The organism is Caulobacter sp. B11, assembly GCF_002737765.1.
Classification (GTDB): domain Bacteria; phylum Pseudomonadota; class Alphaproteobacteria; order Caulobacterales; family Caulobacteraceae; genus Caulobacter.
This window is the reverse complement of sequence record NZ_PEGG01000086.1, coordinates 1-10,885: the sequence shown is the minus strand read 5'-3', so window position 1 is coordinate 10,885 and position 10,885 is coordinate 1. Positions and strand designations below refer to the sequence as shown.

Genomic DNA, 10,885 nt, shown 5'->3' with positions numbered 1-10,885 from the left:
CGACCCAGACCAGATAGGCGGCGCCGGCCCATTTCAAGGCGGTGTAGGCGGTGGTCGACGCCGTCAGCAGCGCCCCGGCGCCGCCGGCGGCCGCCACGCCCCAGACCAGGCAACCGAGGCCGATGCCGACCGCGGCCGCCAGGGCCCGGCGTGGACCCTCTGTCGCCGCGGTCCGCAGCACCAGGGCGGTGTCGAGACCCGGCGTGATGGTCAGCAGCCCGGCGGCGAGACCGAAGGCCAGCAGGGCTTGCAGGGTGGTCATGCGGCGGGCCTTTCGCGAGGCGGGAGGCGTTTGTCAATCAATGCATGGTCCGATGCGGCCATGACCGCAAGTCGCGACCGCATGCCCGGACTGGACGCCCTGCGGGGCGTCGCGGCCCTGATGGTGCTGCTGTTTCACACGCGGGGCCTGGTCCTGCCGAACGCCGTCCTGAGTCACGGCTACTTGGCGGTCGATCTGTTTTTCGTGATCAGCGGCCTGGTCCTGGCCCGCGCCCATGACGCGCCGCTGGCGGCGGGCGGCGGGCGCGAGTTCATGCGGCGGCGGCTGATCCGCCTCTATCCGATGGTGTTGCTGGGCCTCGGCCTTGGCGCGGCCGTGATGCTGGCCGCCGGCCGGGACCCAGCGACGGTCGCCGTCCTGGCCGTGCTGGGGGTGCTGTTCGTCCCGTTCACCGGCGCCAACGACATCTTCCCGCTCAACGGCCCGCAATGGTCGCTGTTCTGGGAGCTGGCGGTGAACCTGCTCTATGCCGCTGTCGCGCCCTGGCTGACCTTGCGGCGACTGATCCTGCTGACGGTCGTGGGCGGCGTCCTGCATACGATCCTGGCCCTGCGGTTTGGCACCGGTTCGCTGGGCCCCCTGGCGGGCGACTGGTGGGGCGGCGCGCCCCGGGTGGTCTTCGGCTTCTTCGCCGGAGTGCTTCTGGCGCGGCTGCTCGAGCGGGGACGACTGAAGATCCCGGCCCCGCCGATCTGGGTCCATCTGGCCCTTCTCGTGGCGATCCTGACCGCGCCGATCCCCGCGGCCGGCCGGGCGGCGTTTGACCTCGTCGCCGTCCTGGTCGCCCTGCCGCTTCTGGTCGGCTCGGCGGCGCGGGCGGAGGTCGGAGGCTTACGGCCGTTGCTGGACGGCCTGGCGGCGATCTCCTACGCCCTCTACGCCCTGCACATTCCGCTGCTGTGGGCGGCGACGGAGATCGTGGGGCGGGGCGCCTTGCCCGGCGTTCCGAAGATCGTGATCGGCGCGGCCGCGCTGCTTATCGCCCTGCTCGCGGCGATCGCCGCCCATCGCGGGTTTGAGCCCTGGGCCGCCCGCCGTCTGCGCGGGGTCGGCGCTCAGCCGCGCTCGACCAGCTTGCCCTCGTCCAGCACGCGATAGAAGCACGAGCGGAAGCCGACATGGCAGGCGCCGCCGTCGCCCTGCGGACGCACCTTGAGCAGCACCGCGTCCTGGTCGCAGTCGACGCGCAGCTCGGTGACGAGCTGCAGCTGGCCGCTGGTCTCGCCCTTCTTCCACAACGCGTTTCGCGAGCGGCTGAAATAGTGGGCGTGGCCGGTCTCGACCGTCCGTTTCAGGGCCTCGGCGTTCATCCAGGCCAGCATCAGGATCTCGCCCGTATCGGCGTGTTGCGCGACAGCGGCGACAAGGCCGTTGGCGTCGAAGCGCGGGGCCAGGACATCGCCGCGCTCGAGGGCGTGCTTGTCTTCGGCGGTGGGAAACAATGGCTGGGTCATGGCTCGACATATGGCCCGAGCGCCGCGCGGGGGCTAGCCTGCTCGCCCGGGAGGACTCGATGAATCTGAACGCGCGCGCCAAGGCGGTGGCGGCCCGGCTCGACGCCAGGGCCAGGCCCTGGGCCCAGGGCTCGCGGGGCGGGCCTGGGCCTACGAATTCCTGCTGTTTGGCCTCAAGCAAGCCTGGGCCTGCCTGTTCGGCGGCCTGATGCTGGCCCTGCTGGTCGGCAGCGCCCTGTTCTGGCCCAAGGACGCGCCGCTGGCGCGCTATGATTTTCTGGTCTTGGCGTCGCTGAGCATCCAGGTCGCCCTGCTGGCCCTGAAGCTGGAGCGCTGGGACGAAGCGGCGGTGATCCTGATCTTCCACCTGGTCGGCACGGTGATGGAGGTGTTCAAGACCGCCCACGGCTCGTGGCTCTATCCCGAGCCCAGCCTCTTGCGGATCGGCGGCGTGCCGCTGTTCACCGGCTTCATGTACGCCTGCGTCGGCAGCTATATCGCCCGGATCTGGCGGCTGTTCGACATCACCTTCGTGCGCTATCCGCCCTACTGGACGACCTGGATCCTGGCCGGGCTGATCTATCTGAACTTCTTCACCCACCATTATGGGCCGGACATCCGCCTGGGCCTGTTCGTGGCTTCGGCGATGCTGTTTGGCCGCACATGGTTCGTGTTCACGCCCGATCTCAAGCCGCGCCGCATGCCGATGTTGCTGGGGGCCGTCCTGGTGGCGCTGTTCATCTGGTTCGCCGAGAACCTGGGCACGTTCGCCGGGGCGTGGATCTATCCCAGCCAGCGCGACGGCTGGTCGATGGCGCCGTTCAGCAAGATGGGAGCCTGGTACCTGCTGATGCTGATCAGCTTCGTCCTGGTCTCGCTGGTGCACCGGCCCGTCGACGCCAGCGTCGCGAGGATCCGCGAGGGGATCAAGACCGCGGCTTGATGATCGTCCTCCTGAAGGGGGAGGCGGCCGAAGGCCGGAGGGGACGTCGCAAGGACGCGGCCGACACTCCCCCTCCGTCGGCTTCGCCGACACCTCCCCTGCTAGGGGGAGGATTTGGACCCTATTTCCGGGTCACCAGGTCCATGAACCGCTGCTGCAGGACCTTGTCGGTCTTGAACACGCCGCGGAACTGGGTGGTGATGGTCGAGACGTCGTGGTGACGGACGCCGCGGGTGCTCATGCACTGATGCTCGGCGTCGATCAGCACCGCGACCCCGGCGGCCGACAGGTGATCCTCGATGGCGTCGGCCACCTGCATGGTCATGGTCTCCTGGGTCTGGAGACGCTTGGCGAAGATCTCGACCAGGCGGGCCAGCTTGGACAGGCCGACCACCTTGCCGGTCGGCATATAGGCCACCCAGGCCTTGCCCAGGAACGGCGCCATGTGGTGCTCGCAATGGCTCTGCACGTCGATGCCGCGCAGCATGACCATGTCGTCATAGCCCTGCACGTCCTCGAAGGTCCGGCTAAGTTCCTTGGCCGGATCGCCCTGATAGCCGGAGAACCACTCGCCATAGGCGTCCACGACGCGCTTGGGGGTGTCGAGCAGGCCTTCGCGGTCGGGATTGTCTCCGGCCCAGGCCAGCAGGGTGCGCACGGCGGCCATCGCCTCGGCGCGGCTGGGTCGGCCTTGGGTCTCAAGCAGGTCGTCGTCCGCGCAACTGCAGCGTTCGACCTGGGTCGATGAGCGGGTCAGGGCGTCCATTTTCGGAAGAGTCTTTCCACGGGCTGAGTTGCGCCGGGCCGCCTGTCGGCCTGGAATTACGCGTGCCACCCGTCAAGCTACGGTCGAGCCTATCAAAAGATGCGGCTTAAGACGTGGCCGCGACCGATCCTGATAGGTATATGGGAGCCTCGCGCATCCCTGCAACAGCCCTCCGTTACGTCAGGCAGACCCCTTTCTCATGACCGTGAAGCTCTACGACACCATGGCGCGCGCAAAACGCGACTTCGTCCCCGCCGATCCGAGCCGGGTGACGATGTATGTCTGTGGTCCGACGGTCTACAACCATGCCCACATCGGCAACTTCCGGCCTGTGGTGGTGTTCGACGTGCTGTTTCGCCTGCTGCGCCATGTCTATGGCGAGGACGCGGTGGTCTATGCGCGCAATGTCACCGACGTGGACGACAAGATCAACGCCAAGGCCACGGCCGAGGGCGTGGCGATCAAGGTCATCACCGACCGCTACCTGGCCTCGTATCACGAGGCGGGCGACGGCCTTCTGACCCTGCGCCCCACCCTGGAGCCCAAGGCCACCGAGCACATGGGTCCGATCATCGAGATGATCCAGGCCCTGGTCGACAAGGGCGCGGCCTATGCCGCCGAGGGCCACGTGCTGTTCGACACCCAGGCCTTTCCGGACTACGGCCAGCTGTCGGGCCGCAACATGGACGACATGATCGCCGGGGCCCGGGTCGAGGTCGCGCCCTACAAGCGCCACCCCGCCGACTTCGTGCTGTGGAAGCCGTCCAAGGAAAACGAGCCCGTCTGGGACAGCCCGTTCGGCCCCGGTCGGCCCGGCTGGCACATCGAATGCTCGGCCATGATCGACAAGGCCCTGGGCAAGACCATCGACATCCATGGCGGCGGCATCGACCTGGCCTTCCCGCACCACGAGAACGAGCTGGCCCAGAGCCGCTGCGCCCACGACCTGCCGGTCCTGGCCAACTACTGGCTGCACAACGGCTTTCTCGACATGGCCGGCGAGAAGATGAGCAAGAGCCTGGGCAATGTGGTCGTGCCGCATGAACTGCTCAAGCAGGTCCCCGGCGAGGTGATCCGCTGGGCGCTGCTGTCGGGCCATTATCGCCAGCCGCTGGACTGGACGCCGGAACTGATCGAGCAGAGCCGCAAGGCCCTGGACCGCCTCTACAAGACCCTGCAGGACGCCAAGGCGGCGCTCGGCGGCGTCGCCGCCGTGTCCGACGTCTGGAACGACCCCCAGGCCCGGCCGAAGCTGGATCGCTTCAATGCGCCGATCTTTGACGACCTCAACACGCCCGGCGCGATTTCCGGCCTGTTCGCCCTGAGCGACGAGCTGCGCGGCGTGCTGATGGCAGACCACGAGTCCGACAAGCGGTCCCTGATCGGCGTGCATCGCGACACGCTGGTGGCGGCCGGCGGCATGCTGGGCTTCCTGCAGGCCGATCCGGACGCCTGGTTCGAAGGCGACGCCTCCGATGACCTGAAGGCCAAGGTCGAAGACCTGCTGGCCCGGCGGATCGCGGCCCGGACCGCCAAGGACTGGACCGCCGCCGACGCCATCCGCGCCGAGATCGACGCTCTGGGCGTGGTGGTGATGGACGGGCCGAGCGGGGCCACCTGGCGGTTGAAGGACTAGGCTTAGCCGCGTTCGGTCGCCCCCTTGTCCCCCGCAGCCCTTAAGGCGGCGGAGCGGCTGAGGGGGCCTGCGCGGTTTGGTCACCGGCGGTGGACCCTCGCCCGGCGCAGCCGTGCCAGGTCGGGTTCAGCCGGCGTTTTCAAGGGCCCGGCGCACCGCGTCCGGTTCCTTGTCGATGACGGCCAGATAGGCCAGCACGGCGCTGTCGGGCTGGGTGCGGCCCTGTTCCAGGTCGCGCAGACGCGCCACATTGATACGAAAGGTCTGGGCGAACACAGCTTGGCTGAGCCCTGTATGGGCCCGCACTTGGCGCACATGTCGGGCCGCCGTCAGGCGGTCGAGTTCGCCGTCGCTCAGGGGCGGATTGTCGGCGTCGGAGGCGGCAGCGGCGCTTAGCGCGGCGTCGTCCATGGCATCCAGGCGGATTTTTTCAGCGGCGCTCAGCGCCGGTGGACTATTCGGGTCGAGGGTGAAGCGGACCATAGCGTCGTTCCTCAGTCAGGTTGCAGCGCCGCGCCGAAATCATCCGAATGCAGCCGTCGCGCAGTGTGTAGACCACGGTGAACAAGCGCCCCTCGATGTTCCCCACGGCCTTTCGGCGAAGCTCCCCATCTCCGGGCCGGGACGCATCGAGATCAACGATCCCGGAATCCAGGAAGACGCGGGCGGCATAGGGAAACGGGACGCCGTGCTTGGCGAGATTGCTCAGCGCCTTGGCGTCGTCCCACTCGAACACGTAGCCGAGGTCCATGACGGCTTATACGGAATTTCCGTAGGCGGGTCTACGGAAATTCCGCATGACCACCGGCTTCGCTCCGGTGGAGCACGAGCGTCGACATGGATATCAACGGGTTTAAACCGAAGCGCTCCCAATGCTAGAAGCACGTCCATGCAGAGAGCCGTTGAACATCGCATTGGCGTCCGCGCGCCCGCCGAGCTGGTCTGGGAGCTGGTCTCGGACTTTTCGACCTGGGCGGACTGGAATCCGATCCATCCCCTGGCCGAGGGGCAGCTGAAGATCGGCACGGCCCTGACCGTGCACCAGGCCCTCCCGGGCGAGCCGGTGCGCGTGCTGCAGACTGTCGTGCAGGACTGGGTGCCCTATGAGCAACTGCACTGGCGCACCAGCCGGCTGGGCGGCTTCGTGACCGCGATCCGCTACATAGAAATCGAGACCATGGGCCCGGCCAACTCGACCTTCTCGAACGGCGAGCTGTTCATGGGCCTGCTGGTGCGCTGGGTCAGCCGCGAGGACCGCCGCAAGCTGCGGGCCGCCTATACCCGCATGGGCGAGGCGCTGCGTGATCACGCCGAGGCGCTCTGGGCCCAGCGTCAGACCAACGCCGCCGGCCAGGCATGATCGACGACCTCTACAGCGCCAGGATCCTGACCCTGGTGGCCAATATCCCCCGAGCCGGGCGGCTGGCCGCCCCGGATGGCAGCGCCGAAAAGACCGCCAAGCTTTGCGGCAGCCGCATCGTGGTCGATGTCCGGGTCGAGGACGGCCATGTCGTCGACTTCGCCCAGGATGTCGCCGCCTGCGCGCTCGGCCAGGCGTCGGCGGCGGTGCTGGGCGCCCATGTCGTCGGCGCGACCCTGGCCGAGATCGAGTTGGCGCGCGACGCCTTGCGCGCTATGCTGAAAACCAACGGTCCGCCACCCGCGGGCCGATTTGCGGAGCTCGCCGTGCTGGAGCCGGTCAAGGACTATCCTGCCCGTCACGCCTCGACGCTTTTGGCGTTCGAGGCCGCGGTCGAGGCTGTCCGCCAGGCCACAGAGGCGGCTCAAACCCGAACTAGCAACGCCGGCGCGGCTTGATCCCACCTTTTCGCTAGTGCGATAAGGCCTCGACTTGGCTCGCGAAAGCGCCGGCATGACACTCTATAACCGCACCGTCGACCTGGGCCTGCGCGCCTACAAGTTGACGTTGTCGCCTCTCATCGGGCGCCAATGCCGCTATCTGCCGACCTGTTCGGAGTACGCGGCCCAGGCGCTCAAGGATCATGGCCCCCTGAAGGGGGCTGGCTGGCTCTGGGACGGATTTGCCGCTGCAATCCGTTGGGCGGCTGGGGGTATGACCCCCCGCCCGCGCCCGAGCCGCGCAAGTGGACATGTGACGAATGATCGATCTGATTTTCCCCGACGGCTCGGCCCGCCAGTTCCCGCCGGCCGTGACCGGCCGCGAGGTCGCCGCCTCGATCTCCAAGTCGCTCGAGAAGAAGGCCCTGCTGATCAAGCTGGACGGCGTCCTGCTCGATCTCGACCGCCCCCTGACGCCCGACCTGCTGAGCGGCGAGCGCCGCATCGAGATCGTCACGCGCGAGTCGCCGGACGTCCTGGAGGTCATCCGCCACGACACGGCCCACGTGCTGGCCCAGGCCGTCCAGGAGCTGTTCCCCGGCACCCAGGTGACGATCGGCCCCAATGTCGAGGACGGCTTCTATTACGACTTCGCCCGCGATGAGCCGTTCAGCCTCGACGACCTGCCCCGGATCGAGGAGCGCATGCGCCAGATCGTCGATCGCGACGAGAAGATCCGCCGCGAGGAAGTCGACCGCGAAGCCGCCATCGCCGACTTCGAGGCCAAGGGCGAAAGCTACAAGGCCCAGATCATCCGTGATCTGCCGGCCAGCGACACGATCACGGTCTATCACCAGGGTCCGGCCTGGAAGGACCTTTGCCGCGGCCCGCACCTGCCCTCGACCAAGGCCGTGGGCAAGGCCTTCAAGCTGACCAAGCTGGCCGGCGCCTATTGGCGCGGCGATCAGAACAACGCCCAGCTGCAGCGCATCTACGGCACCAGCTGGGCCTCGGACGCCGACCTGGCCGCCTATCTGCTGCGTGTCGAGGAGGCCGAGAAGCGCGACCACCGCAAGCTGGGCCGCACCATGGACCTCTTCCACATCCAGGAAGAGGGCAAGGGCATGATCTTCTGGCATCCCAAGGGCTGGACGCTCTACCGGGTGCTCGAGGACTATATGCGCCGCCGCCTTGACGCCGCGGGCTACAAAGAGGTCAAGACGCCCCAGATCCTCGACAAGAGCCTGTGGGAAAAGTCGGGTCACGCCGAGAAGTTCGGCCACGCCATGTTCATGTGCGAAAGCGCCGAGGGCGAGATCCTGGCCGTCAAGCCGATGAACTGCCCGGGCCATATCCAGATCTTCAATATCGGCCAGAAGTCCTATCGCGAACTGCCGCTGCGCATGGCGGAGTTCGGGGCCTGCCATCGGTATGAGCCCTCGGGCGCCATGCACGGCATCATGCGGGTGCGGGCCTTTACCCAGGACGACGCCCACATCTTCTGCCGCGAAGAGCAGGTGACCGAGGAAAGCGCCCGCTTCATCGAGCTGTTGCGCAGTGTCTATAACGACCTGGGCATGAACCTCCACGATGTGAAGTTCTCGACCCGGCCCGAGCTTCGCGCGGGTTCGGACGAGGTCTGGGACAAGGCCGAACGGGCCCTGGCCACGGCGGCCACGGCGGCGGGCGAGACCCTGGTGGACCAGCCGGGCGAGGGCGCCTTCTATGGCCCCAAGCTGGAGTTCTCGCTGAAGGACGCCATCGGCCGGGTCTGGCAGTGCGGTACGCTGCAACTGGATTTCGTGCTGCCGGAACGACTCGACGCCGAATACGTCGCCGAAGACGGCTCCAAGCAGCGCCCGGTCATGCTCCACCGCGCCATTCTGGGTTCGTTTGAGCGGTTCATCGGGATCTTGTTGGAGCACTTCGCGGGTCATCTGCCGCTTTGGCTGGCGCCGACCCAGGTCGTGGTGGCCACCATTACGTCAGACGCAGACGACTTCGCCCGCGGGGTGGTCGACCGCTTGACGGCCGTGGGCATCCGCGCGGAACTCGATGTCCGTAACGAGAAGATCAACTACAAAATCCGGGAACATAGTCTTGGCAAGGTTCCCGTGATCGCGGTGGTGGGTCGCAAGGAAGCGGAAACGGGCCAGGTGGCGCTTCGCCGACTGGGTAGCGATGGTCAGACCATCCTCTCCCTTGACGAGGCGGTTCGTGCGCTGATGAATGAGGCGACCCCGCCCGACCTCGCTCGAGCCGGAGCCGAGCGCCTCGCGATGGAGTTGGCCTAAGTCAGATGAATAGCCTTCTCCCGTCCTCGACAGCCTTCATCGTCGGCACGCCCTTGGCGAAGCCGAAGGTGTCGGTTGTCATGGTGGTCTATCGGACCGGACGGGCCCTGACCGACAGCATCCGCTATGTGCTCAGCGAGCCGCTGGTCGATGAGTTCGTCATCGTCGACAACGGATCGGCTCCGTCGGACGCCGAGATGCTGCGCGCCCTGGGCCTGACCGAGCCGCGGGTGATGCTGATGCAGGGCCATGGCAATGTCGGCTTCGCGCGCGGCGCCAACAAGGGCGCCGCGGTCTCGCGGGGCGAGTTCATCATCTTCCTCAATCCCGACGCCAACCTGCAGCCGGGCTGTATCTCGGCCCTGGTCAGCGCGTTCCGCGGCCAGATCGTGCCCACCGTGGTCGGGGCCCGGGTGATGAATCTGGACGGCAGCGAACAGCGCGGCGGCCGGCGCGGCGAGGTGACCCCCGTCACGACCCTGCTCAGCTTCGGTCACCTGACCCGGCGCTTCGCCCGCCTGGCGCGTTGGGAAATCCACCGCGAGCACGAGCCCCTGCCGCGCGCGCCGGTGGCCATGCCGACCATCTCCGGCGCCTGCTTCGCCCTGCGCCGGCAGGATTTCGACGTGCTGGGCGGCTTCGACGAGGGCTATTTCCTGCACGTCGAGGACATCGACCTGTGCTGGCGGGCCCGCCAGGCCGGCGGCCAGGTGATCTTCCAACCCAAGGCCGAGGTCGTCCATCTGGGCCATACCAGCCTGGAGCATCCGCTGAAGGTCGAGTTCCACAAGGGCGTCGGCCTGAGCCGCTATTTCATCAAGCGCGCCGACACCCTGCAGCGCTACGCCATCGCGGTGGTGCTGGCTCCGGCCATCCTGCTGATGTCGGTCTGCCGTCCGCTGCTCTGGAAGTTGACCGGCCGGCCGATCTAGCGCGGCCCCGGCGTCTGCTCGGTCAGACCGCCCGGGCCCACGATCGTGGTCGGGCCTCGCGCCGGCGTCGTCGGCAACATCGTGCGGTACCGCTGATAGATCGCCCTCACGTCCCGACCGGGCTTGGCCGCCAGGCAGAGATTAAACTCACCCTCGCGACCCCAGGGCGTGCGCTCCACCCCGGCTAGGTCGGGGTCGTCCTTCACGGCCGCGCCGACGCGGTCGGCCAGCGCGCCGTCGACTCCAGCGCCATAGCTGCCGAACCGCAGTTCCACGTCGCAGGCGTCGGCGGGCGGGGCCGCCGAGGCGCAGGCCGCCAGCAGGCCAAAGGCCAGGACCGCTGGAGCGACGCGCCTCATGCGGGGAAAGCTCCGGCCCGAGCCAGGGACGAGGCCGGGGCCTTGCCCAGGCGGGCGCTGATCGTGCGGCCGACCTCGATCAGGCCCGCCAGATCGTAACCGGTCTCGAAGCCGGCCCGCTCGAGCATGAACACCAGGTCCTCGGTGCCGATATTGCCGGTGGCGGCGGGCGCGAACGGACAGCCGCCCAGGCCGCCGACCGAAGCGTCCAGCACATCGATACCGGCCTCGACGCTCGCAAAGGCGTTGGCCAGACCGGTGTTGCGGGTGTCGTGGAAATGCGCGCGCAGGCGGGCGTTCGGAGCGGCGGCGCGCACCGCCTCGATGCGGGTTCGGACGGTCCAGGGATCAGCGACGCCGATGGTGTCGGCGATGGCGATCTCGGGGACGCCCAGCGCCGCGGCCTCGCGCACCAGGG

At 67.9% G+C, this 10,885-nt stretch carries 12 protein-coding genes and 3 pseudogenes; 8 read left to right on the top strand and 7 right to left on the bottom strand.

Annotated features, from left to right (window positions below; all coding sequences use genetic code 11):
• On the bottom strand, positions 1 to 262 hold a 262-nt coding region (locus CSW58_RS05140), incomplete at its 3' end, for a LysE family translocator (protein WP_161494566.1).
• A gap of 60 nt (positions 263 to 322) precedes the next feature.
• Here CSW58_RS05140 and CSW58_RS05135 point away from each other — a divergent pair.
• Positions 323 to 1,381 (top strand): acyltransferase, encoded by a 1,059-nt coding sequence (locus tag CSW58_RS05135; protein WP_099446567.1) that lies wholly within the window; start codon positions 323 to 325, stop codon positions 1,379 to 1,381.
• Here CSW58_RS05135 and hisI read toward each other — a convergent pair.
• Positions 1,339 to 1,737, bottom strand: coding sequence for a phosphoribosyl-AMP cyclohydrolase (gene hisI, locus CSW58_RS05130; RefSeq protein ID WP_099446566.1), 399 nt, complete (start codon positions 1,735 to 1,737; stop codon positions 1,339 to 1,341). The genes CSW58_RS05135 and hisI overlap by 43 nt on opposite strands.
• A 59-nt stretch (positions 1,738 to 1,796) precedes the next feature.
• Between hisI and CSW58_RS05125 the strand changes: the two are divergent.
• Positions 1,797 to 2,680 (top strand): annotated as a pseudogene (locus tag CSW58_RS05125) (DUF817 domain-containing protein).
• Between the two features lie 121 nt (positions 2,681 to 2,801).
• Here CSW58_RS05125 and folE read toward each other — a convergent pair.
• The gene (gene folE, locus CSW58_RS05120; RefSeq protein ID WP_099446565.1) at positions 2,802 to 3,446 is read right to left on the bottom strand and encodes a GTP cyclohydrolase I FolE; all 645 of its coding nucleotides are present in this window, start codon (positions 3,444 to 3,446) and stop codon (positions 2,802 to 2,804) included.
• A 199-nt stretch (positions 3,447 to 3,645) separates the two neighbouring features.
• On the opposite strand from folE, the gene cysS reads away from it, so the two are divergent.
• Positions 3,646 to 5,082, top strand: a complete 1,437-nt coding sequence (gene cysS / locus CSW58_RS05115) for a cysteine--tRNA ligase (protein ID WP_099446564.1) — start codon at positions 3,646 to 3,648, stop codon at positions 5,080 to 5,082.
• 126 nt (positions 5,083 to 5,208) lie between these two features.
• On the opposite strand, the gene CSW58_RS05110 is transcribed toward cysS, so the two are convergent.
• Both CSW58_RS05110 and CSW58_RS05105 read right to left on the bottom strand, forming a co-directional pair.
• Positions 5,209 to 5,493: a DNA-binding transcriptional regulator gene (locus CSW58_RS05110; RefSeq protein ID WP_099446568.1), complete on the bottom strand. Its 285-nt coding sequence runs from the start codon at positions 5,491 to 5,493 to the stop codon at positions 5,209 to 5,211.
• Positions 5,494 to 5,536: 43 nt separating this feature from the next.
• Entirely contained in the window at positions 5,537 to 5,833 is a 297-nt protein-coding gene (locus CSW58_RS05105) for a BrnT family toxin (protein ID WP_099446563.1), read from the bottom strand.
• Between the two features lie 138 nt (positions 5,834 to 5,971).
• On the opposite strand from CSW58_RS05105, the gene CSW58_RS05100 reads away from it, so the two are divergent.
• The 5 genes and pseudogenes from CSW58_RS05100 (at position 5,972) to CSW58_RS05080 (ending at position 10,108) form a co-directional block, all read left to right on the top strand.
• Positions 5,972 to 6,442, top strand: coding sequence for an SRPBCC domain-containing protein (locus CSW58_RS05100; protein ID WP_099446562.1), 471 nt, complete (start codon positions 5,972 to 5,974; stop codon positions 6,440 to 6,442).
• On the top strand, positions 6,439 to 6,900 hold the full coding sequence (locus tag CSW58_RS05095; RefSeq protein ID WP_099446561.1) for an iron-sulfur cluster assembly scaffold protein: 462 nt from the start codon (positions 6,439 to 6,441) through the stop codon (positions 6,898 to 6,900). Before CSW58_RS05100 ends, CSW58_RS05095 begins: the two co-directional genes overlap by 4 nt.
• A gap of 55 nt (positions 6,901 to 6,955) precedes the next feature.
• Positions 6,956 to 7,206, top strand: a pseudogene (gene yidD / locus CSW58_RS05090) (membrane protein insertion efficiency factor YidD).
• Positions 7,203 to 9,176, top strand: a complete 1,974-nt coding sequence (gene thrS / locus CSW58_RS05085; RefSeq protein ID WP_099446560.1) for a threonine--tRNA ligase — start codon at positions 7,203 to 7,205, stop codon at positions 9,174 to 9,176. Before yidD ends, thrS begins: the two are co-directional and overlap by 4 nt.
• Positions 9,177 to 9,181: 5 nt before the next feature.
• On the top strand, positions 9,182 to 10,108 hold the full coding sequence (locus tag CSW58_RS05080; protein ID WP_099446559.1) for a glycosyltransferase family 2 protein: 927 nt from the start codon (positions 9,182 to 9,184) through the stop codon (positions 10,106 to 10,108).
• Here the strand turns inward: CSW58_RS05080 and CSW58_RS05075 are convergent.
• Both CSW58_RS05075 and CSW58_RS05070 read right to left on the bottom strand, forming a co-directional pair.
• Positions 10,105 to 10,467 (bottom strand): hypothetical protein, encoded by a 363-nt coding sequence (locus CSW58_RS05075; protein ID WP_099446558.1) that lies wholly within the window; start codon positions 10,465 to 10,467, stop codon positions 10,105 to 10,107. The genes CSW58_RS05080 and CSW58_RS05075 overlap by 4 nt on opposite strands.
• Positions 10,464 to 10,885: pseudogene (locus CSW58_RS05070) on the bottom strand (hydroxymethylglutaryl-CoA lyase); the annotation flags it as partial. The gene CSW58_RS05075 and the pseudogene CSW58_RS05070, both read right to left, overlap by 4 nt.